The sequence below is a fragment of the Stenotrophomonas acidaminiphila genome, assembly GCF_001431595.1.
In the GTDB taxonomy this organism is placed as follows: domain Bacteria; phylum Pseudomonadota; class Gammaproteobacteria; order Xanthomonadales; family Xanthomonadaceae; genus Stenotrophomonas; species Stenotrophomonas acidaminiphila.
In genome coordinates this window covers 168,003-193,751 of the sequence record NZ_LDJO01000026.1, presented here as the reverse complement: position 1 = coordinate 193,751, position 25,749 = coordinate 168,003, and the positions used below count along the sequence as shown (strand labels likewise).

Sequence of the window (25,749 nt, the reverse complement as noted above, 5' to 3'; positions counted from 1 at the left end):
CCGGTTCAGGTGCTCCTCCTACGCCACTTGCATCACCCCGCCGATGGCCCCATAACGGGGCCATCGGCTTTTTTCATGGCCACCCCCGAATCCAAGTGGAGCCCCCCATGGCCCAGACCCAAACCGAAGTCCTCGACCTGCCGGTCCTGCCGCTGCGCGACGTGGTGGTGTTCCCGCACATGGTCATCCCGCTGTTCGTCGGGCGCGACAAGTCCATGCAGGCGCTGGAACGGGCGATGGAAGCGGACAAGCGCATCCTGCTGGTCGCGCAGAAGTCGGCCGAGACCGACGACCCGGCTGCCGCCGACCTGTACACCGTCGGTACCCTGGCGCAGGTGCTGCAGCTGCTGAAACTGCCTGATGGCACCATCAAGGTGCTGGTCGAGGGCCTGGCGCGCGTGGCCGTGGACAGGATCCGCGAGCAGGACGGCGCGCTGCAGGGCGCCGGCACCGAACTGGAATCGGACGAATCGCGCGAGTCGCGCGAGATCGATGCGATCGCGCGTTCGCTGATGTCGCTGTTCGAGCAGTACGTCAAGACCAACCGCAAGCTGCCGCCGGAGCTGCTGCAGACCCTGAACGGCATCGAGGAGCCGTCGCGGCTGGCCGACACCATCGCCGCGCATATCGGCGTGCGCCTGGCCGACAAGCAGAAGCTGCTGGAAACGCTGCAGGTCGGCGACCGGCTGGAGATGCTGGTGGGCCTGGTCGATGGCGAGATCGACGTGCAGCAGCTGGAAAAGCGCATCCGCGGCCGGGTCAAGTCGCAGATGGAGAAGAGCCAGCGCGAGTACTACCTCAACGAGCAGATGAAGGCCATCCAGAAGGAGCTGGGCGATCTGGACGACGCGCCGGGCGAACTGGACGAGCTGGCGCGCAAGATCGCAGAGGCCGGCATGCCCAAGGCAGTCGAGGCCAAGGCCAGGAACGAACTCAACAAGCTCAAGCAGATGTCGCCGATGTCGGCCGAAGCCGCGGTCGTGCGCAACTACCTGGAGTGGCTGCTGGGCGTGCCGTGGAAGAAGCGCACCAAGGTGCGCAAGGACCTGAAGGTCGCCCAGGACACGCTCGACGCCGATCATTACGGGCTGGACAAGGTCAAGGACCGCATCCTCGAATACCTGGCGGTGCAGTCGCGGGTCAAGCAGATGAAGGGCCCGATCCTGTGCCTGGTCGGGCCGCCGGGCGTGGGCAAGACCTCGCTGGGCCAGTCCATCGCCAAGGCCACCAACCGCAAGTTCGTGCGCATGAGCCTGGGTGGCGTGCGCGACGAGGCCGAGATCCGCGGCCACCGCCGTACCTACGTCGGCTCCATGCCCGGGCGCATCGTGCAGAACCTCAACAAGGTGGGCAGCAAGAACCCGCTGTTCGTGCTCGACGAGATCGACAAGATGTCGATGGATTTCCGCGGCGACCCGTCGTCGGCGCTGCTGGAAGTGCTCGACCCCGAGCAGAACAACGCCTTCAACGACCACTACCTGGAAGTGGACCTGGACCTGTCCGAAGTGATGTTCGTGGCGACCTCCAACTCGCTCAACATCCCCGGCCCGCTGCTGGACCGCATGGAGGTGATCCGCATCCCGGGCTACACCGAGGACGAGAAGCTCAACATCGCCACCCGCTACCTGGTGCCCAAGCAGCTCAAGGCCAACGGCCTGCAGCCGGAGGAACTGGCGATCGACGAGGACGCGATCCGCGACATCGTGCGCTACTACACGCGCGAGTCCGGCGTGCGCAACCTCGAGCGCGAGATCGCCAAGATCTGCCGCAAGGTGGTCAAGGAGATCGCGCTCGCCGGCCCGCAGCCGGCCAGGAAGACTGCCCGGAAGGCCGCCAAGAAGCCCAGGGCGCTGGTGGTGGTCGACGCCGCCAACCTGGACAAGTACCTGGGCGTGCGCCGCTTCGACTTCGGCCGTGCCGAGGAGGAGAACGAAGTCGGCCTGGTCACCGGCCTGGCCTGGACCGAGGTCGGCGGCGACCTGCTGCAGATCGAATCGACGCTGATCCCGGGCAAGGGCGCGGTGACGCTGACCGGCCAGCTCGGCAACGTGATGAAGGAATCGGCGACGGCGGCGCTGTCGGTGGTGCGCGCACGCGCCCAGGCGCTGGGCATCGACGTGGACTTCCTGCAGAAGCATGACGTGCACCTGCACGTGCCCGATGGCGCCACCCCCAAGGATGGCCCCAGTGCCGGCATCGCCATGGTCACCTCGCTGGTGTCGACGCTGACCCGGGTCCCGGTCAAGGCCGATGTCGCCATGACCGGGGAGATCACCCTGCGCGGCCGCGTCACCGCCATCGGCGGCCTGAAGGAGAAGCTGCTGGCTGCGCTGCGCGGCGGCATCCGCACCGTGGTCATCCCGGAGGAGAACCGCAAGGACCTGGCCGACATCCCGGCCAACGTGACCCGCGACCTGGACATCATTCCGGTGAAGTGGATCGATGAGGTGCTGGACATCGCGCTGGAGACGCCGCTGGCGCCGAAGAAGGTGCGCAAGAACGGCCAGCGGGTGGCGGTGCGGGGGCGGGCAAAGGCAGCTCCGGCCGCGCGCGTCAAGCACTGATGATGAACGCAAAATCCCTTGAAACCCGCGTCGTTATTGGCTTTTCGGCTTGCGTGGGTAGGGGGGCGCTGGTATAAAAGTGCGACTCACGCGCCCGCTCGATGAGCGGGCGACGTGTTTGCAGGATCTTACGGCCGCCGCCGCCGCAGTGATGGCGGCGACCAATCCAATCTATTCCGCGGATTGCCGCATAGGGAGTTATTACATAATGAACAAGACCGAATTGATCGACGGCGTTGCCGCTGCTGCTGACCTCTCCAAGGCCGAAGCCGGCCGTGCGGTCGATGCCGTCGTCGCCGAGATCACCAAGGCGCTGAAGAAGGGCGACGCCGTGACGCTGGTGGGTTTCGGTACCTTCCAGGTCCGCGAGCGTGCCGAGCGCACCGGTCGCAACCCGAAGACCGGCGACACCATCAAGATCGCCGCTTCGAAAAATCCCGCTTTCAAGGCTGGTAAAGCCCTGAAGGACGCTGTAAACTAAGCGGCTCACCGGGGGTGCTTAGCTCAGTGGTAGAGCGTCTCCCTTACAAGGAGAGGGTCGGGGGTTCGAAACCCTCAGCACCCACCACGAAGAAGCACCGTCGAGCAGTATTGAAAGTGGAGCGGTAGTTCAGCTGGTTAGAATGCTGGCCTGTCACGCCGGAGGTCGCGGGTTCGAGTCCCGTCCGCTCCGCCAGTTTCAAGAAGGCCCCTGAGCAATCGGGGGCCTTGCTTTCTCTCCACTCTTCCTGGAGTGGTGCTGGAAGCGAACAATCAAGTGCGGAGCGGTAGTTCAGCTGGTTAGAATGCTGGCCTGTCACGCCGGAGGTCGCGGGTTCGAGTCCCGTCCGCTCCGCCAGTTCCACCCGCCACTGCATGCAGTGGCACCCCGGTCGCGAAGTCGGCCGGTAGCGGTTGCAATATGCGGAGCGGTAGTTCAGCTGGTTAGAATGCTGGCCTGTCACGCCGGAGGTCGCGGGTTCGAGTCCCGTCCGCTCCGCCATTGATTCGAAGCCCCGGGCAAAAGCCCGGGGTTTTTTTTTCGCCATCTGCCCCGGCCCTGGCCGCCGCCACGGCAACGACGTCGTGCGTGGACGGGGAGCGCACGCGCCGCCGGCGCCGGTTGGGAGTCAGGCGGGAAGCGGGTTACACTGCCCGGCTCGCCAATCAGGCCTTGATTTTCCCATGCTGCAGAAACTCCGCGACAAGACCTCGGGCTGGATCGTGACCGTGATCCTGGGGCTGCTGATGATTCCGTTCCTGTTCGTGATCGACAACAGCTACCTGGGTGGTGTCGGTGCGCAGAACGTCGCCAAGGTATCCGCACCGCCGTCGTGGTGGCGCTCGGCGCCGTCGTGGTGGCCGATGTCGTTCCTGTGGAGCCACCATGAGATCAGTGTCGAGGATTTCCGCACGCGCTTCGAACAGGCGCGCATGGATGCCCGCCAGCAGCAGGGCGACAGCTTCGATCCGCGCGAGTTCGAGACCACCGAGAACAAGCGGGTCGTGCTCGACCAGCTGATCGACGAGCAGGTAGTGCGGCTGGCCGCCGAGGACGCGCGGATCGTGATCGGCGACGAAGCGGTGCGCAATTACATCGCCGCGATCCCGGCGTTCCAGCGCGACGGCAAGTTCGATGCCGAGCAGTACCGCCTGGTGCTGGCGCAGAGCCAGCCGCCGCGCACCCCGGCGATGTTCGACCAGGTGGTCCGCACCAGCCTGCAGCAGTCGATCATCCCGACCGCGTTGGCGCAATCGGGTTTTGCCACCAAGGGCGAAAGCGAGCGCCTGCTGAAGCTGCTGGGCGAGACGCGCGACGTGGAGTTCGCCATGCTGCCGGCGCCGGAGGCCGACACCGCGGCGGTGGACGACGCGCAGATCAAGCAGTGGTACGACACCCATACCCGCGACTTCATGCAGCCGGAAAGCGTGTCCATCGAGTACGTCGAGCTGGATGCGGCGCGCATGCCGGCGGCCACGCCGGCGGACGAGGCGGCCCTGCGCCGCCGCTATGAAGAAGAGAAGGCACGCTTCGTCAAGCCGGAGCAGCGCCTTGCCTCGCACATCCTGATCAGCGCCGGCAGCGACGCCGCCGCGCAGAAGGCCGCCGAAGCCAAGGCCGCCAAGCTGGCCGCCGACGCCAGGCAGCCGGGTGCCGACTTCGCCGCGCTGGCCAAGGCCAATTCCGATGATCCGGGCTCCAAGGCCGAAGGCGGCGACCTGGGCTGGGTCGAGCACGGGGTGATGGTGAAGCCGTTCGAGGACGCGCTGTTCGCCATGCAGCCGGGCGAGATCAGTGGCCCGGTGAAGACCGAGTTCGGCTACCACGTGCTGAAGCTGCGCGAGGTCAAGGGTGGCGAGGGACGTCCGTTCGAGGAGGTCCGCGACCAGCTGGCGGCCGAGCAGCTGCAGGCCGATACCGAGCGCGCCTTCAACGAACTGGGCGGGCGCCTGGTGGACCTGGTCTACAAGAATCCGACCGTGCTCGATTCGGCGGCCAAGGAAGTGGGCCTGCCGGTGCAGACGCTGGGGCCGTTCACCCGCGCCACCGCCAGCGGCATCGCCGCCAACCCGGCGGTGCTGCGTGCGGCGTTCTCCGACGCGCTGAAGGAGGACGGCACGGTCAGCGACCCGATCGAACTGGGCCCGAACCACAACGTGATGATCCGCGTGACCGCGCATACGCCGGAACAGGCCATCCCGCTGGCGCAGGCGCGCGAGCAGGTGATCGCCGCGGTGCGTGCGCACCGTACCGAGGAAGCAGCGAAGAAGGCGGCCGATGCGCTGCTGGCCAAGCTGCAGGGCGGGCAGACGCTGCAGACGCTGGCCGAGGGCGAGAAGCTGCAGCTGTTGCCGATGCCGGGCCTGCCGCGTTCGGCGCCGGTGCCGACGGCCGCCGCCAATCGGGCGGTGTTCAGCGTGGTGCCGCCGACCGACGGCAAGCCGAGCTACGGCAAGGTGGAGATGGATGACGGCCGCTATGCGGTGTTCGCGGTGACCAAGGTCACCCCGGGCGACCTGAAGGAAGTGCCGGAGCCGCAGCTGGCGATGCTGAAGCAGCAGCTGAGCCAGATCGACGGTGCGGCGGCGGCCAAGGCGTTCGTCGATGGCCTGCGCAAGCGCTTCAAGGTGCAGGTGCAGGAATCGCAGCTCTGACCCCGGGGCGCGGCCGGGGCGTTGCAGCGAACGCCCCGCACGCTCCATGAAGCAGAAAGCCCGGCACGCAGCCGGGCTTTCGCGTTTTTTCCCATTGCTGGCGCGCCACCGCACCGAAGGGTCAGCGGCTTTCCTCGAAACGCAGCACCATGCCGGGCTTGAGGATCGCGTTGGCGTCAAGGTTGTTGCGGGAAAGCAGGGTCTTGACCGGAATGCCGTAGCGGCGTGCGATCGTCCAGGCCGATTCGCCGCTGCGGACCGTATGGCCACGTCCCGTGCCGGCGGTGCTCGCGATGGCCACGGCGGTGCCCGCGACATCGACGCGGGCCGGGGCGGGCAGCGACACCGCTGGCGTGGTGGATGCCGCGATCTGGCTTTCGCTGCCCAGGAGCATGTCCGGCAGTGCCGGTGCCAGCACCCGGACACCGGCGCGCTTGCCGTTGACGGCGGGGTTGAGCCGGGCCACGCGCGCCGGGTCCAGCGCATTGCGCGCCGACCACTCGGCCAGGGTGGTGCCGGCCGGCAGCGCATGACCACGCAGGACCGGTACCGGGCGGTCGAGGGCGGCCATCAGCTCCGGCTCCTTCTCCGCCTGTTCGAGCACGCATGCCAGGGCATGCAGCTTCTCGACATAGGCATGGGTGATCGGCGACAGGCCCGGCAGCTCGGCCGGACGCGCGTTCTGCGCGTTCATGCCGCCGCGGCGCAGCGCCTGCAGGATGCGGTACTCGCCCGCGTTGTAGGCCATGACGGCCAACTGCCAGTCGCCGCCGAACATGCCGTAGAGCGTTTTCAGGTAGCGCACCGCGGCGCGGGTGGAATCGACCGCCGACAGCCGGCCGTCATAGCCGCTCTCCATCGGTACCCGGTGGTTGCGCGCGGTGGTGGCGATGAACTGCCACAGCCCGGCCGGGCCGCTGGCATTGCGCGCGCCCGGGCGGTAGCCGCTTTCCACGAAGGGAATCAACGCGAACTCGGTGGGCAGGCCGGCCGCGCGCAGTTCGTCCACCACATAACCGAACAGCGGCAGGGCGTCATCCTCGACATTGCCCAGCCGTGACGGTGCGTGCGCGAACTGCCTGCGCCAGCGCGGGCTGGTGGCGTCCGCATCGCATTGCGCCATCGCCAGGCCCTCGCGGAAGCTGGCGAATATCTGGTGGCCATTGCGGGTGAGCGGCGCCGGCAGGGCCGCGGGGTCGGCGGGCAGGGCCGCGAGCGAGGCGATGTTCTGGGTCAGGCCGGCACTGGCCGGCAGCGACTGCGCGCCGGCGGTGACGCCGGCACCGGCGCCGAGCAGCAGCCCCAGCGCCAGGGACAGGCCATGCCGCCTCACGCGCGGAAACCGTCTTTCCAGCGCCGTAATTCGGCGAACACTTCCACTTCGTCCAGCGGCGCGCGGCCCAGCCGCGCGGCAATGGCCTGGCGCACGGGTTCGGCATGCGTGCGCAGGAAGGGATTGCATTCCAGTTCGCTGGCCAGCAGCGAGGGAACGGTAGGGCGGGAGCGGCTGCGCATGTCCATGGCTTCCTGTTGGCGGCGATGCAATGCCGCGTTGGTGGGATCGACATGCCGCGCGAACACGGCATTGCCCAGCGTGTATTCATGCCCGCAGCAGACCCGCGTCTGCGCCGGCAGTGCCGCCAGTCGCCGTAGCGAGGCCAGCATCTGGGCGGGCGTACCTTCGAACATGCGTCCACAGCCCAGGCTGAACAACGTGTCGCCACAGAACAGATGACCGTGGCCATGGAAGGCGATATGGCTCCGGGTGTGGCCGGGGACGGACAGCACCGAGAACGTGAAACCGGACGATTCTACCCGGTCACCTTCACCCACTCTTTCACATTCCAGGTGAATCCGTTCATCTTCCGGTGCGAAGACCGTCAGGTCGGGCCAGCGTGCGCGCAGTTCCGCGACTCCGCCGACGTGGTCGTCGTGGTGGTGGGTAAGCAGCACGGCGGTCGGCCGCATGCCCCGCGTGGCCGCGTCCAGCACCGGTTGCGCCTGGCCCGGATCGACGAACATGGTGCTTCCATCCGGCGCCTGCAGCGCCCAGATGTAGTTGTCCTGGAATGCAGGCAGGGCGGTCAGTCGCATAGAATTGGACCATGCCTGCCGCCCCGTTCCCCCGTCAAGCTGCAGTCTCGGCCTGGTTTGAGAAGACTGGAGCGGCGGCGATGCGGGCCGCGGAGCAGCGCCACCTGCTCGATCAGGTCGGCAGCTTTCCCGCGCAGCCCTGGCTGTGGCTGTCTCCCTGCGCGACCTGGCTGCCCGCCGAGGCGCCTGCCGGGCGCGGAGTGCGGCTGCACCGGGCGGCCGATGGACGCGGCTGGGACGGGGACGTGTGCTGTGCCCTGCCGCTGCCGCTGCCCTCGGAGGCGGTCAACGCGATCATCCTGCAGCACGTCGCCGCGCTGGACCTGGAGCCGCTGTTGTCCGAGTGCGCGCGGGTGCTGATGCCCGGGGGCCGGCTGTGGATGACCCTGCTCAACCGCTACAGTCCCTACCGTGCCCGCTGGCAATGGCAGGGGCCGCGGCCGCCATCGGCCACGCGGTGCCAGTTGCGGCTGCAGCGCGAGGGGCTGCGGGTGCGCTCGGTGCGTCATTTCGGGCCGCTGTGGAGCGATGCCGGCCCTGCCGGCGGCAAGGCGTTGCCGGCATTGCGCGCGGTCTGCGTACTGGAATTCGAGAAGCGTGCGGCGGCCTTCATCGGCCCCGAAGCCGCCCGCCCCGTGGGCTGGGGCGGACAGGTGGCGACCTGACGCTCCATACAACGGAACAACATGAAATCAATCGAGATACATACCGACGGCGCCTGCCTCGGCAACCCCGGGCCGGGCGGCTGGGCGGCGTTGCTGCGCTACAAGGCGCACGAGCGCGAACTGTCCGGTGGCGAGGCCCATACCACCAACAACCGGATGGAGCTGATGGCGGCCATCGCCGGGTTGGAGGCGCTCAACGAGCCGTGCACCATCATGCTGCAGACCGATTCGCAGTACGTGCGGCAGGGCATCACCGAGTGGATGCCCGGCTGGGTGCGGCGCCACTGGAAGACCGCGGGCGGCGACCCGGTGAAGAACCGCGACCTGTGGGAGCGCCTGCACGCGGCCACCCAGCGGCACCAGATCGAGTGGCGCTGGGTGAAGGGCCACAACGGCGACCCGGACAATGAACGCGTGGACCAGCTGGCCCGCGATGCAGCAATCCGCGTGCGCGATGGCGCCGCCGGCAACCGAGGTTGAGCATGCGCCAGATCGTCCTTGATACCGAAACCACCGGCCTGGAGTGGAAGAAAGGCAACCGCGTGGTCGAAATCGGCTGCGTCGAACTGCTCGAGCGCCGGCCCAGCGGCAACAACTTCCATCGTTACCTCAAGCCCGACTGCGAGTTCGAGGCCGGTGCCCAGGAGGTGACCGGCCTTAGCCTGGAATTCCTGGCGGACAAGCCGCGCTTCGAGGAGGTCGTCGACGAATTCCTGGCCTACGTCGATGGCGCCGAGCTGATCATCCACAACGCCGCGTTCGACATGGGCTTCCTCGAGAACGAGATGGCGTTGCTGGGCAGGGGGCCGCTTGCCGAGCGGGTGCGGGTGACCGATACCCTGGCGATGGCGCGCGAGCGCTTCCCCGGCCAGCGCAACTCGCTGGACGCATTGTGCAAGCGCCTGGGCGTGGACAATTCGCACCGCCACCTGCACGGCGGCCTGCTCGATGCGCAGATCCTGGCCGACGTCTACATCGCGCTGACCTCGGGGCAGGAGGAGATCGGCTTCGGCCTGCCGGAGTCCGAGGTCATGGGCGCGGCGGGCGCGGTACAGGCGTTCGATGCCGCGGTCCTGCTGCCGCGTCCGCGGGTAGTGGCCACGGCCTCGGAACTGCAGGCCCACCAGGCGCGCCTGGAGCGCCTGCGCAAGAAGGCCGGCCATGCCTGGTGGGATGGCGCCAGGCCGGAGGAAGTGGTCGGCGCGTAACCGACGGCGGCAACGACCGCCGCCCGTCGGGCCGTGCTCAGTGGCAGCGCACCAGCAGTGCGGTGATGTTGTCCGAACCGCCGCCGTCCAGCGCGGCGGCCACCAGCGTGTCCACGCATTCCTGGGCGCTGCAGTCGGCCTGGGCCAGGGTCTGCGCCAGGTTGCGGTCGTCCACCTCCTCGGTCAGCCCGTCGCTGCACAGCAGCAGCTGCATGCCCGGGCGCAGTTCGCCGGTCATGGTGGCGACGTTGAGGTGGGCCGGATCGGTGACGCCCAGTGCCTGGGTGACGACGTTGCGGTGCGGGTGGGCGCGGGCCTGCTCGACGGTCAGCGAGCCCTGGGCGATCAGTTCCTGCACGTAACTGTGGTCCTGGCTCAGCTGGGCCAGCTTGCCGTCGCGCCACAGGTAGGCGCGGCTGTCGCCGACCCAGGCCACCTCGAAGCGGTTGCCCTGCACCCGCGCGGCGACCACGGTGGTGCCCATGGGCAGGCTGTCGTTGCGTCGGCGCGAGGCGCGGATGATCTCCTCGTCGGCGATGCGGATGGCCTGCGGCAGCGCGGTGCCGCCGCGTACCTCGCGCACGATGGTCTCGCGCGCCAGCGCGCTGGCGACTTCGCCGCAGGCATGGCCGCCCATGCCGTCGGCGACCAGCCATAGCCCCAGCTCGCCATCACCGTAATAGGTGTCCTCGTTGAGCTGGCGGCGCAGGCCGACGTGGCTGAGGTGTCCGAATTCGATCATGGGCGCCCGTGGTGGGCCATTTCCGGTGGAAAGGCGTTTCATGATCGCGTCCGTGCCGGTGCACGGCAAGAGCCGCGGGCGCGCCTGCCGGGCGGCAGGCCGGCGCGCGGGACGGGCTGCGATGGGGCACGGGCGGCTGCACGGCGAAAAAACCGCTTGTCCGCGCTGCCAAGGCCTCGTATCATTCGCAGCCCGGTACGCCGGGAACCACCGGGAAGGTGGCAGAGTGGTTGAATGTACCTGACTCGAAATCAGGCATACGTTAATAGCGTATCGGGGGTTCGAATCCCCCCCTTCCCGCCAGATCTGGAAACGGCCCCCGACGGGGCCGTTTTCGTTTCCGGGCCGCGGGCCGGCACCACGTGCGGCCGTGCCCGCCGCTACACTGATCGCCTCGTTTCCCTGGTGTCCGTCATGTCTGAAATCCTGGTGCCCGTGTCCTTCGGCGAACTGCTCGACAAGATCTCGATCCTGCAGATCAAGTCCGAGCGCATGAGCGATGCGGCCAAGCTGGCGAACGTGCGCAACGAACTGGCCGCGCTGGAGCGCACCTGGAACGCGCATCCGGCGGCGAGCCGGGAGATCGATGGCCTGCGCGCGGAACTGAAGGCGGTCAACGAGCGGCTGTGGGACATCGAGGACGACATCCGCCTCAAGGACAAGGCGCAGGCGTTCGACGCGGGGTTCGTCGAACTGGCGCGCAGCGTGTACTTCCAGAATGACGAGCGCGCGCGGATCAAGAAGGCGATCAACCTGGCGCTGGGGTCGGGCTACGTGGAAGAGAAGTCCTACGCGGACTACCGCGCGCGCTGAACCGCTGCGGGTCCGGTCGCGGGCGCTGCCCGGCCGGCTCAGGCGGCGTGGTCGGCCACGTAGCGCTCGAACGCGGCGATGGCGTCGTCCACGGTGACCAGCTCCATCACCCCGTCGAACTCGATCTTCGTGCCCCACTTCAATTCGGCGGCGGGCCTGCGCAGGAAGCGGCGCGCCGCGGCGTCGTAACGGTCCACGCAGTAACGGCGGTCCGAATACGGGCCGCTGCGCTCGGGGTTGCTGGCCGCATGCAGGCCCAGCACCTTGGTGCCGACCGCGTTGGCGATGTGCATGGGCCCCGAATCGGGCGTCATCAGCAGGTTGGCGCGGGCCAGCAGGGCCGGCAGCTGCTTGAGCGTGTCGCGGCCGACCAGGTCCAGTGCCGGCGCATGCATCGCGGCCAGGATCGCGTCGGTGGTGTGCCGTTCCAGCTCGCTGCGGCCGCCGCACAGCACCACCCTCCAGCCACGGGCGGCGGCATGGTCGGCAACCGCCGCGTAGCGGTCGGCATGCCAGTTGCGGCGTGCGTGGCTGGAGCAGGGCGAGATCATCAGCGCCGGGCGGCCGTCGTCGTCCCATTGCGCGCGCGCCCAGTCGTGGGCCTCGGCCGGCGTGGCCAGGTCCCAGCTCACCGTGGTCTGCTTCAGTCCCAGCGGCTCGCAGAAGCTGCCGATTGCGTCGAGCACGTGGATGCCGGGGCGGTCGGGGATGCGCTCGTTGATGAACAGCCCGTGCAGGTCCTTGGAGCGCGAGCGGTCGTAGCCGATGCGGCGCCGGGCGGGGATGAAGGCCGACAGCACGTTGGCGCGGAAGGCGACCTGCATCTGCAGCAGCGCGGCGAAGCCGGCCGCGGGCAGTTCGCGCCGCAGCGCGCGCATGCCGGCCAGCCCGGACTTCTTGTCGTAGACGTGGAACACCACGCCGGGCAGCCCCTCGAGCAGGCGGTGCCCGGCCTTGTCGATCACCCAGTGCAGCTCGACGCCCGGCCGGGCCTGCTGCAGCGTGCGCACCAGCGGGACCACGTGGGTCACATCCCCGAGTGCGGACAGGCGCAGGAGGCACATTGGGGAGGACGCTGAAGGCATGGTGTTGTTAGACTCGCGGTGAATGGTCGCTTTCGACGCCACTGAAGCGCTGACGCCTTGCCGCGAAGGCCGCGGCTATGGCGCCATTCTGTTCGACCGCCAACATCTGCGGCAAGCCGAAACCACCTTGTTTTCGCCTGCGCACTGGGGTGGCCGGGCGCGGCCGGTGGGCGAGGGCGGGCGCGGCGGGGCGTGGTTCGTGGACGCGCCGTTCGGCCATTGCGTGCTGCGCCACTACCTGCGCGGCGGAGTCGCCGCCCGGCTCAGCCGCGATCGTTACCTGTGGCAGGGCGCCGACCGTACCCGCAGCTTCGCCGAGTTCCGCCTGATGCGGAAGCTGATCGCACTGAAGCTGCCGGTGCCGCGGCCGCTGGCCGCGTTCTACATGCGCCAGGGCGCAACCTACCGCGCCGCGATCCTGATGGAACGGCTCGATGGCGTGCGTTCGCTGGCCGACCGCGCGCTGGTGGCCGGGCGTGGCGCGCCATGGGAGGAAGCCGGGCGCCTGATCGCGCGCTTCCACCGCGCGGGGCTGGACCACGCCGACCTCAACGCGCACAACATCCTGTTCGACGCCGGCGGCCATGGCTGGCTGATCGACTTCGACCGCGGCGTGCTGCGCATTCCCGCCACGCGCTGGCGCGAGCGCAACCTCAAGCGCCTGTTGCGGTCGCTGCTGAAGCTGCGCGGCGAGCGCAGCCGCGAAGACGTGGAGAAGGATTTCGCGCGCCTGCGCCGCGCCTACGACCTGGCCTGGAACCGGGGCGTGTGATGGAGTGGGCACTGCGCTTCCTCGGCGTCGGCAACGCCTCGGCGGTGGAACTGGGTTCGCCGATGGCGGTGATCGAGCGCGATGGCCGGCCGTGGCTGACCATCGACTGCGGCGGCGAAGGGTTGACCGCCTACCAGGCCCGCTATGGCGCGATGCCCGATGCGCTGTTCGTCACCCATGTGCACCTGGACCACGTGGCCGGTTTCGAACGGCTGTTCGTCGATGCGTACTTCAATCCGGGACGGCGCGGGCGGGTGCGGCTGTATGTGCCTGCGCCGGTGGTGCCGCTGCTGCACCGGCGCGTCGGCGATTACCCGAACGTGCTGGCCGAAGGCGGCGCCAATTTCTGGGACGCGTTCCAGCTGGTCGTGGTCGGCGAGGCGTTCTGGCATGACGGCATGCGCCTGGAAGCGTTCCCGGTGCGCCACCATTGGCCGGAGACGGCCTGGGGCCTGCGCCTGCAGGGCGCGCTGGTCTGGACCGGCGATACCCGGCCGATCCCGGAGATGCTGGCCCGCCATGCGGACGACGGCGAACTGGTCGCCCACGACTGCGGCCTGCACGGCAACCCCTCGCATACCGGCGTGGACGACCTGGAGCGCGAGTATCCGGAGGAGCTGCAGGCGCGCATGGTGCTGTACCACTACGCCAGTGCGGCCGATGGACAGGCGCTGCGCGCGCGCGGCCACCGCGTGGCCGATCCGGGGCAATGCGTGGCGCTGGCCGAACCCACCGCGCCGCGGGCGCTGCCGTTCCAGGACTGAACCGGGTTGCCTGCCGGCATCGCCGGCGGCCGCATGCTCGCATGAACCGCCATCGGGCAGCGTGGGAATCCTGCTCCGCGCGGCATGCGCGGGCTCAGGCATGCACAGGCGTGAGCAAGGGCACGCCGGGCGCCCAAAAAGGTGGTGGCCCCGCCGGCTGACCTCGGCGCCCGCGTCGATCGATACCGTTGCTGCCTTCCGGCCCTGGCGGGATTTTCGACCTAGCGTCGCGAGGGGCCGACGGGGCCACCATAGACGCGGGCCGCGCATCGCGCGGCCCGGGTTCACTGTTCCGGATCAAGACCGGACGCATGAAACTGGCGGAGAGAGGGACTGCTTCCACAGTGCCCAACGAAACCCAGCCGATCTCAATGTGGAAAATTTTAGCACGCCATTCAGCGGCTTAGCTACAACCACGTGGCAATCGATCCCAACCACACCCAAGGGCAGCAAACATCAAATGGCATACTGGATGGCATACCGGAAGCAGGGAGTCCGAGGTGGGATATGGCGTTGATCACGGACGCTAAGGCGCGCAGTGTAGCCCCAGGTGCTCTGGCAGTGCCTCACGGTGGGGTGACTGGTCTCACGCTTCTTCCGTCTGCCTCGCAGAAGGGGCAGGGGAAGTGGGTGCTGAGATATGTAAGCCCTGTGACCGGCAAGAGGCGCAACGCTGGGCTGGGCACCTATCCTGAGGTCGGCATTGCCTTGGTAGGCAAGTTGGCTCGGGAGATGCGTGAGCAGATCGCTTCGGGGCAGGATCCGTTAGAGGCCAAGGCGGCTGAGCGTGCAAAGCCGAAAACGCCAACCTTCCAAGAAGCAGCAGAGCAACTCCACGGGGAGCTTAAGCCGGGATGGAAGAATCCCAAGCATGCCCAACAATGGATCAATACGTTGACCCAGTATGCGTTCCCGTTAGTTGGCTCGCTTCCCATTGACCAGTTGCAGCCTCGCCACATCGCAGATGTCCTCCGTCCTATCTGGCTCGACAAAGCTGAGACAGCAAGTCGCGTAAAGCAGCGTGTGCATGCAGTAATGGCATGGGGTTGGGCGCATGGATTCAACCAGGCCAATCCGGTAGATGTCGTGACACACCTACTTCCGCTGCAACCTGGCAAGTCCGTTCGCCAAGAGCATCAGCCAGCAATGCCATGGGCAAAGCTTCCATCGTTTGTGAAGGCAGAGCTTGCCGGAGCTGGCGAGTATGAAGTGACGCGAAATGCTTTGCTGTTCCTGATCTTGAACGCCAGTCGTTCTGGCGAAGTGCGTGGGATGACCTGGGCGGAAGTGGATCTTGGCGAGAAGCTGTGGACGATTCCAGCTGCTCGCATGAAGACTAAACAGCCTCATCGAGTGCCATTGTCGGAGCAATCCGTCAGGCTTCTCAAGCGACTAGAGGGCCATCACGATGAGCTTGTCTTTCCTGCTGTGCAGGCCCGTTCCGTCATGTCTGACATGACGCTCACGGCCTTGTTGCGGAGGGTAAATGCACCAAGCAGCACCCCAGGACGTATTGCGACCGCCCACGGGTTCCGCTCGAGCTTCCGTGATTGGTGCAGCGAACAAGGTTATGCACGTGATCTAGCGGAGCGCGCCCTGGCGCACACCGTCAAGGACAAGGTCGAGGCGGCGTACCATCGAACAGACCTTTTGGAGCAACGTCGTCCGATGATGCAGGCTTGGGCCGACTTTGTTCACTCTCCAACGAAAGAACCTAAGAAGGATGGGCTGCTGCGTGATGCATGAATCACAAGGTATTCGAGTTCGGCCATTAACTAGTGCGCTTGATGGGGACGACCTTGTTGAGTTCGTTCATAGGCTCTTCGACGCCGGATACGACAAATTCTACGTCAAGGTCCCGAAGGGTTTTCAGCCCCACCCGTTTGCTATCGATCCGTTTCCTCGCGGGCATGAGCATTATCGAAGGCCCCGGAAACTCAAAAGTGCACGTGAGCAGTCCGATAGTGAGCGCCAGATTCGGTATTTGAAGATTGCTACAGTGCAAATGCGTGATCTCATTGAGTATCCACCTATCGCGTTAGATGGGCCGATTAAAGGGGGTCTTGAGTCTGCGGCGGCGAGCGATGGACTTCTTCCTATCGATTTTAAGTATCGAAAGGGGCTGCTAGGGAGCCTGCTGCCCAACGATGAGAATGCCGCAAATGGCGCGCCAACTGAGTTCGATGCAAACTCAGGTGATCCTGTGGTTGTGAAAATATTAGATCGTAGAAGAGGTCAATATTCTTACGTTCTCCACGGAATCAGATTGAAGGATGTTTTCGTCGAAGTATCCGCACTGAGTGACACCTTGGAAAGCATGCGGGCATCGAAGGCTGAGACTGAGTCAGTTGGTGAAGATCTTCCAGAAGATTCCTATGGGCTGGGAAATTCATCACCTTTAGTCTATGAGATCCTTTGCAAGGCTTACCAGAATCGGGGCAAGGCGCGCAACGAGGTTGATATGCCGTCGCTTGTGGCCGAGCTTCGAGGGTTAAATGAATCCTATGGCTATAGGAAAAATCCGAAGCCATTCAATAACGGGCGGCATGATTTCGCTGCGACGCTTGCCAATCCTACATACAAGTATTCGTTAAACGGTCTTAGTGTGGTTGATCTTCCTGCGGAGACCGAAGAGGTTCCGGTGGATAGGTTCTTCAATCAGGATTTCATCAACAACAGGCTCAGAAAAGCCTTATACGCCGCCTGTCGTTGGAGTGGTGCCATGGAGCCAAGGCTTGGAGATGATCGAGAAAAGCTGGTGGAACTCTTGTGTGGTCTTGGCTTCTTTGATCGGGAGGACAATGATCAGGTGCAAGCCTTGATCTTCTTCATTACGGGAAAGAAGTACCATCGCAATAAATATAAGAGCGAATTCAGGCACATGCACGGCGATCGTGGCTGACGCCAAGGCAACTGTTCTGGCAGTTTCCTAGATTGTGGGCGGACGGTGTACCGCGTGGGAGGCACGCGGTACGCCGTCCTCGTCTCTGGGCACTTTCGCTGAGATCCTGCCTCGGTTCCGAAGCTCAGCCGTGGTCGCTGCTGGCTTCGGCTTTTGTGGCCGAAGGTGGCTTCAAATCGGAGCGGTGGATCTTCAGCAGCTCCTGGACGATGAACGAAGTATCTAGTCCACTGCTTCGCGGTGCGCCACGGCCACTGTGCCCCTGCGGCATGATTCCCTTGCGCAGGTTGCGGATCCCTTTCCTGTTCGCGAGTTCGGTGTCTTGGTGGCTTTCGTGGGATTTTAGGAGGGGAGGTCTGAGTTGTGTGGTCTCCTTGCAGAGGTACTCGATTGCCAACCGCAAACCGCGCAGTTTGTTCGGATCCGTTGGGTGGATCAGGCCAAGACAGTTGAAGCGGTACTGATCCTGTCGGGTGTAGCAGTTGAAGTAGCTTGCCTTGTCCTTTTTGCCGCTCTCACCGACATCTATCCCATCGTCGTACTCCCCATGGCCGCAGCGTTGGACCCAGTCTTCACCGATCATGCGGGTTAGGTTTGCGGTGTCGCGATGCTTGTGGCCATCCAGAACAACAAGGATGTGGAAATGGATGCCTCGATCAATGCCATCCTCGCGTTTACTGATGTAGCCGAGGACATCGGGAACTATTCGGTTTTCACGCAGGGCGCGTAGGAGTCTTGAGTGGTGGCCGTCCGCCTCGCAGGTGTAGCCCCAATCCTTGAAGGTTGGGCGAAAGTAGAGATCAATCCGTAAGATCAGCAGTTGAGAGCGGCGCTGGAATTGTGCCGCTAAATATTTGCAACAACTGGCGATGTTCTTTTCCTCGTTGCGCCTGTAATTGTCGAGCTCTTTCTTGTATGTCTGGCTTCGACATGATGCACGGATGAAGGAAATGGCACTCTCGAAGATCTCGCGCGTTCGAGGCTCATTTACAACCATTTCCCCATTAATGTTCCTTTTGGTCATAAGCTCGGATGACCATTGGTTTATGGCATTCAGAATGATGGTAATTGGCGGGTTGAAGCGATGGTACTTGTAGTATTCTGCATGAGATGGGTTGTAGCTCCTGCATAAGCGATAGAACATCTTTCCGATCTTGGTTAGTTGATAGGAAGGCTGTTTTTTTCGGTTGTATGTAACATCAATAGGTTGGTCGTCACTCAGTGTGACGCTGTCGGCCAGCTTCTCTGCCTGGCGAAGCCAGTTGATGAGATTGTGCTCTTGGCCGACCCATGTACGTCCGTAGCGTTGACTTGTCCTGCGTATGAAAAGGTAATGTTCTTGCTCTGCCAATAGTGTTGAGGTGGAATCGGGCGTGAAGGAGGGCGTGGTGTCGGCGATCTCTTCTATTTGTGGTGCGTGATCGTAGATGGTTGTCTGAGTGTGCGGGTTTGATTTGTTGAATCCACTCATGCGAATTATTGCTTGTTATGCGCTTCCTGGTGGATGTGCGGATAATTAATTGAATTTAATATTGGGCAGTGTGATTTGTGTGATTGTGATTGATGTGATTTATTTATTATTTATTAGATAAGAACCGGAATTCACTCCTGATAGATGGGCTCGCTTCTCCGCACTTGAGAAACCACAAGCTCCAAGGGGTTTGTGGTTTTTCGTGCGGAGTTGCTGTGTTGACTTGGTGAGATCGTCACACGCGGCGGATATCCTCCATGCGGCTTTCTATCCACTCATCGACGGTGTATTCGACCCAGCCCTTGGCGGAACTGCGCGAGCCGCCAGCACCCAGAGAAATGGGGCGAGGGAAAGTCTCGTCATACCAAGGGCTTGATGGGTTCAGGCGGTTATCGATGGTGCTCTCAGAGCACGCCAGCTTCTTTGCCAGATCCCTCTTGCGCAGGATCCGCTTGGAGCGTGTCCAGGTATCTGTGTTCTGCGGGTGGATCGTTTGGGGCGAACAGTTGTGGTGAAGGCTCATAACGCGATCTCGGTGCAACGACAGGCCCTATGCCTGCGTGCGACCACCATGCCTGTCTCCCGGGGCGATGTATAAGGAGCGGAAAACGGGGACCGAATGGAAAAAAGTTGCGGAAAACGGATTCCTGCGGCCGAGGATCTGGGTGGACTCGTAGCTAAGCGCGGATCTAGGGGGGTACCTCCGGAAGAGGAACCAACTTGACGACACAATCCGGCCCAAGTAGTCGCGATTCCGCGCTGATGGTGCTGCACAGACGAAGCCAAGTAGGTGCTAGGTTCGGCTCTTCGACTTCGCCGATCTCTGGCACACCCTCTTCCATAGACGAGCAGCAAGCTGCTTCTTTAGACGCACGGTCTCGGATAGCCCCGGTAGGCGACGTAGTCGCCTGCTTTGGTCTATCGCCTAGAGGGGCTTTCGGGTCAGGTTGTTAGTATTAATGCTAACGACTTATGATGTCCCGTCTCAGGTCATGAGCCGACCTGGCCCGAGACTGCCCGCATGCCGCCGATCCACCTTCCATCGCTTTGCCGATGCCGCCCTGCGGAGGAGGCGTGATGGGCGCGGTCGTGGCTCTGGATGCCTTGGTCCACACCGGCCGGGTCTGGCGCGGCCAGCCGGCGGGCGTGCCGGAGGTGGCTCCCCAGCCCAGCGGGCATGACGCACTGGATGCGGTACTGCCGGCCGGCGGCTGGCCGGCGCATGCGCTGACGGAGATCCTGCTGCCGGCCGATGGCGTGGGCGAGGTGTCGCTGGTCTGGCCGACGCTGGCGCGGCTGACCCGAGCCGGGACGCGGGTGGTACTGGTCGCTCCACCTTATCGACCACATGCCCCAGCTTGGGCACGGGCGGGAGTGGCGTTGCCGCAGTTGCAGATCGTCCATGCCGCACCACGCGAGGCCTTGTGGGCGATGGAGCAGTGCCTGCGTTCGGCCGCCTGCGGCGCGGTGCTGGGTTGGCCGACCAAAGCCGACGACCGGGCGCTGCGGCGCTTGCAGGTTGCCGCCGAGACCGGCCAGTGTCTGGGCTTCGCCTTCCGCGATGCCCGCCATGCCGACAACCCGTCGCCGGCGGCATTGCGCTTGTTGCTCGGCCCCGGCCAGATCCGCGTGCTCAAGTGCCGCGGCGGCAATCCGCCGGCACGACCGCTGCCGTTCGCTGTCAGTGCGTGATCTCCGATGCGCTGGGCCTGCCTGCTGCTGCCACACCTGGCCATCGACGCCGCCCTCCGGCAATTGCCAGAGCCGGAGGTGCCACTGGCACTGATCAGTGGCCCGGTACAGCGACGAATACTGCATGCAGTCTCGCCGGCCGCTCGACGACTGGGATTGCGCCATGGCATGCGCTTGTCGGCGGCACAGGCATTGGGTGCAGCCTTCGTCTCCCAACCCCATGACCCACGGTTGGATCAACAAGCCTTCACCCTGCTGGCAAGCTGGGCCTACGGCTTCAGCTCGCAGGTCTGCACCGGCTTTGCGCATGCATTGGTGCTGGAGATCGGTGCCAGCCGCGCCCTGTTCGGGCAATGGCCCGAGCTGGAACGCCGCCTGCGCAGCGAGCTGAGCGCGCTGGGCTTTCGCCATCGGCTGGTCGCCGCACCCAACCCGCATGCCGCCCACGTGCTGGCGCGTGTGCACGATGGACTGGGCGTGGACGAGGCACAGTTGGAGCGTGTGCTGGGGCAGGTCCCGATCGAGCGCAGCGGCCTGCCCGCAGCGGCGGTCGATACCCTCGCACGTTCAGGCCTGCACACCCTGCGCCCGGTGTTCGCGCTGGCTCGCGAAAGCCTGACGCGGCGTTTCCCGCCTGAAGTGCTGACACACCTGGATGCAATACGCGGCAGAGAGTCCACGCCATTGGCCTGCTTCCAACCGCCCGACCGCTTCGCCGCCCGCATCGAATTCGAGTACGAAGTCGAATCCAGCATCGCACTGCTGTTCCCGCTACGGCGATTGACCGCCGACCTTGCCGCCTTCCTGTGCAGCCGCGACGGCGGCGTGCAGCGCTTCGTATTGCGCTTCGAGCACGAGCGTCACCCCGACAGCGAGCTGGTGGTGGGTCTGCTGGCCCCCGAACGCGAGGCGACGGTGTTGTTCGACCTGGCGCGCAGCCGGCTGGACCACCTGCAGCTGCCCGCTGGCACCCGCGGCATGTCGCTGCTGGCCGAAGAACTGCCGCCGTTCGTGCCGGTGGCCCGCGACCTGTTCGATACCCGGCCGCAGCAGGCGATGGACTGGGAGCAACTGCGTGAACGCCTGCGTGCTCGCCTCGGTGACGAGGCAGTGCAGCCTCTGGGCGTGCATGCCGACCACCGCCCGGAGCGGGCGTCGGCAGCCTCGGTGAAATCCACGCTGCCACCGTACCTGCCGCTGCGCCCGGCATGGCTGCTGCCGCAGCCGATAGCGCTGCGGGGGTTCGGCATGCAGGTGCTGGCCGGGCCGGAGCGCATCGAAAGCGGCTGGTGGGATGGCGAGCCGGTGCGCCGTGACTACTACGTGCTGCAAACCCGCGACGGCCAACGCGCCTGGGCCTTCACCGCACCGGGTGAGCATGGCCCGTTCATGCTGCACGGCTGGTTTGCATGAACGCGCCGGCCTATGCGGAGCTGCATTGCCTGTCCGCCTTCTCCTTCCAGCGCGGGGCCTCGACGGCGAAGGAGCTGTTCGAACGGGCCAAGGAACAGGGCTATGCCGCGTTGGCGATCACCGACGAATGCTCGCTGGCCGGGATCGTGCGTGCTCACGAGGCGGCGAAGGAAACCGGTGTGCGGCTGGTGGTCGGCGCAGAAATGCAGGTCGAAGACGGGCCGAAGCTGGTGCTGCTGTGCCAGACGCTGGCCGGCTACCAGACCCTGTGCCAGCTGATCACCGCCGCCCGGCGACGGGCGAAGAAGGGACAGTACCGATGCCTGCGCGAGGACTTTCCCGACAACGCAGCCGGACTTTGCTGCCTGCTTTGCCAGACAAGTCCGACCAGTGAGGCCGACATCCTCTGGTTGAAACAGATATTCCCCGACCGCCTGTGGCTGGCACTGGAGCTGCACCGTGGCCCGGACGACGAACAGGTGCTTGCCGACCTGCAACGGCAGTCCATCGATCACGGCCTGCCGTTGGTGGCTACCGGCGACGTGCACATGCACGTGCGCCGCCGCCGCGCCTTGCAGGACGTGCTGACCGCCATCCGCCACCACTGTACCGTAGCCGAGGCCGGCTGGCGGCTGTTCCCCAATGGTGAGCATCACCTGCGTACTCGGCAGGCGCTGGCAGCGATCTATCCGCCCGAAGCACTGGCCGAGAGCCTGCGCATTGCCGAGGGCTGTCGCTTCAGTCTCGACGAACTGCGCTACACCTATCCACGCGAACTGGTGCCGGAAGGCCATACACCCACCCGTTGGCTGCGGCACCTGGTTGAACAAGGTGCGGCATGGCGCTGGCCTGACGGCATACCGGACAAGGCCCGTAGCCAGATTGAGCACGAGCTGTCACTGATCGCCGAGTTGCGCTACGAGTCCTACTTCCTCACCGTGCACGACCTGGTGCGCTTCGCCCGCAGCCGCAGCATCCTCTGCCAGGGGCGCGGCTCGGCCGCCAACTCCATCGTCTGCTACGCGCTGGGCGTGACCGAGATCGACCCGGCGCGCATGACCTTGCTGTTCGAGCGCTTCATCTCGCGCGAGCGCAACGAGCCGCCGGACATCGACATCGACTTCGAGCACGAGCGGCGCGAGGAAGTGCTGCAATACGTGTTCGAGCGCTACGGTCGTGACCGGGCAGCGCTGACCGCAGTGGCGATCAGCTATCGCGGCCGCAGCGCGATCCGTGACGTGGCGCGGGCGCTGGGCTTGCCGTCGGACCAGATCGACGAACTGGCGGGCACGCTCGACCGCTGGAGCGGTGACACCCCATTGCCCGAAGCTGTGCGCGAGCGCGGCTTCGATCCGGAAGCACCAGTGATGCGGCAACTGCTGGCGCTGACCGGCGAGCTGGTCGATTTCCCCCGCCACCTGTCCCAGCACCCAGGCGGCTTCGTGATTTCCGAACACCCGCTGCATACGCTGGTGCCGGTGGAGAACGCGGCGATGCCCGGGCGCACCGTGATCCAGTGGGACAAGGACGATCTGGACACGCTGGGCCTGATGAAGGTCGATTGCCTTGCGCTGGGCATGCTCACCGCCGTGCGCAAGTGCTTGGACATGCTGCGCGCCCACGACCGCCACGACCTGACGATGGCCACGATTCCGGCCGAGGACAAGGCGACCTACGACATGATCGCCAGGGCCGACACCGTGGGCGTGTTCCAGATCGAATCGCGCGCACAGATGGCGATGCTGCCGCGGCTGCGGCCACGCAATTTCTACGACTTGGTCATCGAGGTGGCGATCGTGCGCCCCGGACCGATCCAGGGCGACATGGTTCATCCCTACCTGCGCCGCCGCAACGGCGAGGAGCCGGTCGAATATCCGGACCAACTGCACCACGTCTTCGAGCGCACGCTGGGCGTGCCGCTGTTCCAGGAGCAGGTGATGCAGTTGGCGGTGTCGGCCGCTGGTTTCACTCCCGGTGAGGCCGATGCGTTGCGTCGCTCGATGGCGGCATGGAAGCGCCGCGGCGGGCTGGAACCCTACCGGGAGAAGCTGACCTCCGGCATGCTCGAACGCGGCTACGGTCGCGACTATGCCGAGCGGCTGTTCAACCAGATCAAGGGCTTCGGCGACTACGGGTTTCCCGAAAGCCATGCCGCCAGCTTCGCATTGGTCACCTATGCCAGTTGCTGGCTCAAGTGCCATGAGCCGGCGGCGTTCGCGGCCAGCCTGATCAACAGCCAGCCGATGGGCTTCTACACCCCCGACCAGATTTTGCAGGACGCCCGCCGTCATGGCGTGCGGGTACGGCCGGTGGACGTGCGCTACAGCCGCTGGGACTGCACATTGGAGTTTGCCCACGGCGAGGCGTCGGAAAACCCTGAAATCCGCCTCGGACTACGTCTGATTGATGGCTTCCAGCCGGCGGTGGCCGAGCGGCTGGTACAGCAGCGCGAACGGCGTGCCTTCGCCGACGTGGCCGACCTCAGCGATCGTGTGCAGCTTGATCCGCGCCACCTTGCACTACTGGCTGATGCCGGTGCGTTGAAAGGATTGGCCGGTCACCGCCACCGCGCCCGCTGGCAGGCCTCGGGCGTGGAGAAGCCGCTGCCGTTGTTCGATGGCTTGCCGGGAACCAGTGAGCCGGCACCGGCCCTGCCTGTGCCCACACCCTGGCAGGACATGCAGGCCGATTACGCCACTACTCAGACCACGCTGGGCAGGCACCCGATGGCCTTCCTGCGCCGGCAGTTGCAGGCGAGTCGCTACCTCAGCTCATCGCAGTTGGCGCAACTGCCGCATGGCCGTCGCGTGCGCCACGCCGGCATCGTGCGCATGCGGCAGTCGCCGGGCACGGCCAGCGGCGTGACCTTCGTGACGCTGGAGGATGAGCACGGCATGACCAACGCCGTGGTCTGGCAGCACGTGATGCAGCGCTACCGACGTACTCTGGTCGAGAGTCAGTTGCTGGGCATCGAAGGGCGCTGGGAGCGGGTGGATGGTGTCGCTCACCTGATCGTTGAGCGCATGAGCAAGCTCGATGAACTGCTTGACGGTGTGGAGGCCAGGAGTCGGGATTTTAGATAAGCAGATGAGTGCTTCCGACCTAAAGCGGGCATCTGCGTGGCTCATGGGAGGGGCAGATGCATGCCTCGGAAGGGCCTGACTACGCAGGGGATTCGGCAGTTGCCCGACGGCTTGATCGAGTCAGTCTTCTAAGGCGGCCAGTACAGGTTCGACGCTTATCAGGCTCGCCAATGAGATCAATGACTTATGCTCAGGCAGGGCGTTGGATTCCGAAAATTCTCCTAAATATGGAGCGGTTGCCAAGACCTCGCAACTAGGGTCGTGACCAAGTAAGGGTAACTTCGAGTGTCAAGGCACTTGTATGCGTTAAGATGGGACGACATGGAGTGGCGGCATGTAGACACGCAGGTGAACGGTCCGCGCTTGGTCAGTCCATCTTCTACGCATCTTCTTTGCTGAGGCCAAATGCCTACTGCTGTATCGCTCTTTACTGGATGTGGGGGGTCCGATGCCGGTTTAGCAGATGCTGGCTTCTCGGTCCTGATGGCTAATGACATCCTGCCGTACGCCCGTGACGTGTACTTGAGCAATCACGCTTCGACCGACTATGTATTGGGAGATGTCTCAGCGATTGAGTCATTCCCCTCCGCCGACCTTTTGGTTGGCTGCTACCCGTGCCAGGGTTTCAGCCAAGGGGGCGTTCGTGAGCCTAGCCGTAAAATTAACCGCCTCTATCTCGAGTTTGCGCGAGCGCTACGTGAAATCAAGCCAAAGGCATTCATAGTTGAGAATGTCTCGGGCATGGTTCGAGCAAATTTCCGGCATCTGCTGAAGAATCAGTTGGCTATCTTTAGGCGTGCTGGATACTCCATCAAGTGTGAGGTGTTGAACTCCGCAGACTATGGTGTAGCCCAAGAGAGGAAGAGGATTTTCATCGTTGGGATCCGCAAGGATTTTGACGTTTCCTACGAATTTCCTTCGCCGACCCATGGGCAGCTCGCCGACAGGCCTTGGGTAACTTTACGGGATGCAATCGGTGACATGCCGGAGTGGCCTGAGGGCGAGTTCTACGCCAGGAGCTTCCACTGGTATTACATGTCTCGAGACAGGCGTCGGGGTTGGGATGAAGCATCTAAGACGATTGTCGCCAACCCCAGACATATGCCGTTGCACCCAATGAGTCCTCGAATGTTGAAGCAGGAGCACAACATCTGGACCTTCGAAAGTGACGCGCCTGCGCGCCGCTTTTCGTATAGAGAAGCGGCGCGAATTCAGGGTTTTGGAGATCTGGTTTTCCCAGACACAAAACCCGGATCCTTGGATATGCGCTACACAGTAGTGGGGAACGCGGTTCCCCCACCTTTGTTCCAAGCAGTGGCGAATTCTTTGCCTAACATTTGGTGATT

Annotated in this window: 21 protein-coding genes, 5 tRNA genes and 1 other RNA gene; 20 read left to right on the top strand and 7 right to left on the bottom strand. The window is 64.8% G+C overall.

The features are described from left to right. The first annotated feature begins 107 nt into the window (after positions 1-107). From lon to ABB33_RS09135, 7 genes are all read left to right on the top strand, one after another. Positions 108-2,564: an endopeptidase La gene (gene lon, locus ABB33_RS09165; RefSeq protein WP_054663505.1), complete on the top strand. Its 2,457-nt coding sequence runs from the start codon at positions 108-110 to the stop codon at positions 2,562-2,564. Positions 2,565-2,772: 208 nt separating this feature from the next. Then, positions 2,773-3,045: an HU family DNA-binding protein gene (locus tag ABB33_RS09160; RefSeq protein ID WP_054663508.1), complete on the top strand. Its 273-nt coding sequence runs from the start codon at positions 2,773-2,775 to the stop codon at positions 3,043-3,045. A 12-nt stretch (positions 3,046-3,057) separates the two neighbouring features. Further along, a tRNA-Val gene (locus tag ABB33_RS09155) sits at positions 3,058-3,132 on the top strand. Positions 3,133-3,163: 31 nt separating this feature from the next. After that, a tRNA-Asp gene (locus tag ABB33_RS09150) sits at positions 3,164-3,240 on the top strand. An 85-nt stretch (positions 3,241-3,325) separates the two neighbouring features. Then, a tRNA-Asp gene (locus tag ABB33_RS09145) sits at positions 3,326-3,402 on the top strand. A gap of 67 nt (positions 3,403-3,469) precedes the next feature. After that, positions 3,470-3,546 (top strand) — tRNA-Asp (locus tag ABB33_RS09140). A gap of 182 nt (positions 3,547-3,728) precedes the next feature. Beyond that, entirely contained in the window at positions 3,729-5,699 is a 1,971-nt protein-coding gene (locus ABB33_RS09135; protein WP_056931910.1) for a peptidyl-prolyl cis-trans isomerase, read from the top strand. Positions 5,700-5,820: 121 nt separating this feature from the next. On the opposite strand, the gene ABB33_RS09130 is transcribed toward ABB33_RS09135, so the two are convergent. Beyond that, a complete protein-coding gene (locus tag ABB33_RS09130) occupies positions 5,821-7,032 on the bottom strand; it encodes a lytic transglycosylase domain-containing protein (protein WP_056931909.1) in 1,212 nt (403 codons plus the stop codon). Beyond that, positions 7,029-7,793, bottom strand: coding sequence for a hydroxyacylglutathione hydrolase (gene gloB, locus ABB33_RS09125; RefSeq protein ID WP_056931908.1), 765 nt, complete (start codon positions 7,791-7,793; stop codon positions 7,029-7,031). The genes ABB33_RS09130 and gloB overlap by 4 nt, the downstream gene beginning before the upstream one ends. An 80-nt stretch (positions 7,794-7,873) precedes the next feature. Here gloB and ABB33_RS09120 point away from each other — a divergent pair, with 80 nt between their 5' ends. Genes ABB33_RS09120 through dnaQ form a run of 3 tightly spaced genes read left to right on the top strand, consistent with a single transcriptional unit; the run spans position 7,874 to position 9,666 of the window. After that, positions 7,874-8,458, top strand: a complete 585-nt coding sequence (locus ABB33_RS09120) for a class I SAM-dependent methyltransferase (protein WP_056931907.1) — start codon at positions 7,874-7,876, stop codon at positions 8,456-8,458. A 21-nt stretch (positions 8,459-8,479) separates the two neighbouring features. Beyond that, complete coding sequence (gene rnhA, locus ABB33_RS09115) at positions 8,480-8,938, top strand: ribonuclease HI (protein WP_054663524.1); 459 nt, start codon at positions 8,480-8,482, stop codon at positions 8,936-8,938. A 2-nt stretch (positions 8,939-8,940) separates the two neighbouring features. Further along, positions 8,941-9,666 carry a DNA polymerase III subunit epsilon gene (dnaQ, locus tag ABB33_RS09110; protein ID WP_056931906.1) on the top strand — a complete coding sequence of 242 codons (726 nt, stop codon included), beginning with the start codon at positions 8,941-8,943 and terminating at the stop codon, positions 9,664-9,666. 37 nt (positions 9,667-9,703) lie between these two features. Here the strand turns inward: dnaQ and ABB33_RS09105 are convergent, their stop codons facing one another. Further along, positions 9,704-10,408 carry a PP2C family protein-serine/threonine phosphatase gene (locus tag ABB33_RS09105; RefSeq protein ID WP_054663530.1) on the bottom strand — a complete coding sequence of 235 codons (705 nt, stop codon included), beginning with the start codon at positions 10,406-10,408 and terminating at the stop codon, positions 9,704-9,706. A 212-nt stretch (positions 10,409-10,620) separates the two neighbouring features. Between ABB33_RS09105 and ABB33_RS09100 the strand changes: the two genes are divergently transcribed. Further along, positions 10,621-10,711: transfer RNA gene (locus ABB33_RS09100), tRNA-Ser, on the top strand. A gap of 111 nt (positions 10,712-10,822) precedes the next feature. Then, the gene (locus ABB33_RS09095; RefSeq protein WP_054663533.1) at positions 10,823-11,221 is read left to right on the top strand and encodes a DUF6165 family protein; all 399 of its coding nucleotides are present in this window, start codon (positions 10,823-10,825) and stop codon (positions 11,219-11,221) included. A gap of 38 nt (positions 11,222-11,259) precedes the next feature. Here ABB33_RS09095 and ABB33_RS09090 read toward each other — a convergent pair whose 3' ends face one another. Continuing rightward, the gene (locus tag ABB33_RS09090; protein ID WP_056931905.1) at positions 11,260-12,306 is read right to left on the bottom strand and encodes a glycosyltransferase family 9 protein; all 1,047 of its coding nucleotides are present in this window, start codon (positions 12,304-12,306) and stop codon (positions 11,260-11,262) included. Positions 12,307-12,328: 22 nt separating this feature from the next. Here ABB33_RS09090 and ABB33_RS09085 point away from each other — a divergent pair, with 22 nt between their 5' ends. Continuing rightward, positions 12,329-13,078 carry a 3-deoxy-D-manno-octulosonic acid kinase gene (locus tag ABB33_RS09085; RefSeq protein ID WP_054663539.1) on the top strand — a complete coding sequence of 250 codons (750 nt, stop codon included), beginning with the start codon at positions 12,329-12,331 and terminating at the stop codon, positions 13,076-13,078. Continuing rightward, positions 13,078-13,842, top strand: a complete 765-nt coding sequence (locus ABB33_RS09080; protein WP_056931904.1) for an MBL fold metallo-hydrolase — start codon at positions 13,078-13,080, stop codon at positions 13,840-13,842. Before ABB33_RS09085 ends, ABB33_RS09080 begins: the two co-directional genes overlap by 1 nt. A 147-nt stretch (positions 13,843-13,989) precedes the next feature. Here ABB33_RS09080 and ffs read toward each other — a convergent pair. Next, positions 13,990-14,086: signal recognition particle sRNA small type (gene ffs / locus ABB33_RS18200), an RNA gene on the bottom strand. 263 nt (positions 14,087-14,349) lie between these two features. On the opposite strand from ffs, the gene ABB33_RS09075 reads away from it, so the two are divergent. Both ABB33_RS09075 and ABB33_RS09070 read left to right on the top strand, forming a co-directional pair. Continuing rightward, complete coding sequence (locus ABB33_RS09075; protein WP_056931903.1) at positions 14,350-15,588, top strand: tyrosine-type recombinase/integrase; 1,239 nt, start codon at positions 14,350-14,352, stop codon at positions 15,586-15,588. Beyond that, positions 15,581-16,744 (top strand): hypothetical protein, encoded by a 1,164-nt coding sequence (locus ABB33_RS09070; protein WP_225546683.1) that lies wholly within the window; start codon positions 15,581-15,583, stop codon positions 16,742-16,744. Before ABB33_RS09075 ends, ABB33_RS09070 begins: the two co-directional genes overlap by 8 nt. A gap of 124 nt (positions 16,745-16,868) precedes the next feature. Here the strand turns inward: ABB33_RS09070 and ABB33_RS09065 are convergent, their stop codons facing one another. Further along, on the bottom strand, positions 16,869-18,215 hold the full coding sequence (locus tag ABB33_RS09065) for a YagK/YfjJ domain-containing protein (RefSeq protein ID WP_082595050.1): 1,347 nt from the start codon (positions 18,213-18,215) through the stop codon (positions 16,869-16,871). Positions 18,216-18,450: 235 nt separating this feature from the next. Continuing rightward, a complete protein-coding gene (locus ABB33_RS09060) occupies positions 18,451-18,738 on the bottom strand; it encodes a helix-turn-helix transcriptional regulator (RefSeq protein WP_054663554.1) in 288 nt (95 codons plus the stop codon). A gap of 554 nt (positions 18,739-19,292) precedes the next feature. On the opposite strand from ABB33_RS09060, the gene imuA reads away from it, so the two are divergent. The 4 genes from imuA (at position 19,293) to ABB33_RS18195 (ending at position 25,747) form a co-directional block, all read left to right on the top strand. Next, entirely contained in the window at positions 19,293-19,907 is a 615-nt protein-coding gene (imuA, locus tag ABB33_RS09055) for a translesion DNA synthesis-associated protein ImuA (protein WP_056931901.1), read from the top strand. Between the two features lie 6 nt (positions 19,908-19,913). Continuing rightward, positions 19,914-21,320 (top strand): Y-family DNA polymerase, encoded by a 1,407-nt coding sequence (locus tag ABB33_RS09050; protein ID WP_056931900.1) that lies wholly within the window; start codon positions 19,914-19,916, stop codon positions 21,318-21,320. Beyond that, positions 21,317-24,403, top strand: coding sequence for an error-prone DNA polymerase (locus ABB33_RS09045; RefSeq protein ID WP_056931899.1), 3,087 nt, complete (start codon positions 21,317-21,319; stop codon positions 24,401-24,403). Before ABB33_RS09050 ends, ABB33_RS09045 begins: the two co-directional genes overlap by 4 nt. 405 nt (positions 24,404-24,808) lie before the next feature. After that, on the top strand, positions 24,809-25,747 hold the full coding sequence (locus ABB33_RS18195; protein ID WP_082595049.1) for a DNA cytosine methyltransferase: 939 nt from the start codon (positions 24,809-24,811) through the stop codon (positions 25,745-25,747). The last annotated feature ends 2 nt before the right edge of the window (positions 25,748-25,749 follow it).

Coding starts and splice junctions, on each gene's coding strand:
- lon (WP_054663505.1), top strand. CDS start 108: ATGGCCCAGACCCAAACCGAAGTCCTCGACCTGCCGGTCCTGCCGCTG.
- ABB33_RS09160 (WP_054663508.1), top strand. CDS start 2,773: ATGAACAAGACCGAATTGATCGACGGCGTTGCCGCTGCTGCTGACCTC.
- ABB33_RS09135 (WP_056931910.1), top strand. CDS start 3,729: ATGCTGCAGAAACTCCGCGACAAGACCTCGGGCTGGATCGTGACCGTG.
- gloB (WP_056931908.1), bottom strand. CDS start 7,793: ATGCGACTGACCGCCCTGCCTGCATTCCAGGACAACTACATCTGGGCG.
- ABB33_RS09120 (WP_056931907.1), top strand. CDS start 7,874: ATGCGGGCCGCGGAGCAGCGCCACCTGCTCGATCAGGTCGGCAGCTTT.
- rnhA (WP_054663524.1), top strand. CDS start 8,480: ATGAAATCAATCGAGATACATACCGACGGCGCCTGCCTCGGCAACCCC.
- dnaQ (WP_056931906.1), top strand. CDS start 8,941: ATGCGCCAGATCGTCCTTGATACCGAAACCACCGGCCTGGAGTGGAAG.
- ABB33_RS09105 (WP_054663530.1), bottom strand. CDS start 10,408: ATGATCGAATTCGGACACCTCAGCCACGTCGGCCTGCGCCGCCAGCTC.
- ABB33_RS09095 (WP_054663533.1), top strand. CDS start 10,823: ATGTCTGAAATCCTGGTGCCCGTGTCCTTCGGCGAACTGCTCGACAAG.
- ABB33_RS09090 (WP_056931905.1), bottom strand. CDS start 12,306: ATGCCTTCAGCGTCCTCCCCAATGTGCCTCCTGCGCCTGTCCGCACTC.
- ABB33_RS09085 (WP_054663539.1), top strand. CDS start 12,329: ATGGTCGCTTTCGACGCCACTGAAGCGCTGACGCCTTGCCGCGAAGGC.
- ABB33_RS09080 (WP_056931904.1), top strand. CDS start 13,078: ATGGAGTGGGCACTGCGCTTCCTCGGCGTCGGCAACGCCTCGGCGGTG.
- ABB33_RS09075 (WP_056931903.1), top strand. CDS start 14,350: ATGGCGTTGATCACGGACGCTAAGGCGCGCAGTGTAGCCCCAGGTGCT.
- ABB33_RS09070 (WP_225546683.1), top strand. CDS start 15,581: ATGCATGAATCACAAGGTATTCGAGTTCGGCCATTAACTAGTGCGCTT.
- ABB33_RS09065 (WP_082595050.1), bottom strand. CDS start 18,215: ATGAGTGGATTCAACAAATCAAACCCGCACACTCAGACAACCATCTAC.
- ABB33_RS09060 (WP_054663554.1), bottom strand. CDS start 18,738: ATGAGCCTTCACCACAACTGTTCGCCCCAAACGATCCACCCGCAGAAC.
- imuA (WP_056931901.1), top strand. CDS start 19,293: ATGGGCGCGGTCGTGGCTCTGGATGCCTTGGTCCACACCGGCCGGGTC.
- ABB33_RS09050 (WP_056931900.1), top strand. CDS start 19,914: ATGCGCTGGGCCTGCCTGCTGCTGCCACACCTGGCCATCGACGCCGCC.
- ABB33_RS09045 (WP_056931899.1), top strand. CDS start 21,317: ATGAACGCGCCGGCCTATGCGGAGCTGCATTGCCTGTCCGCCTTCTCC.
- ABB33_RS18195 (WP_082595049.1), top strand. CDS start 24,809: ATGCCTACTGCTGTATCGCTCTTTACTGGATGTGGGGGGTCCGATGCC.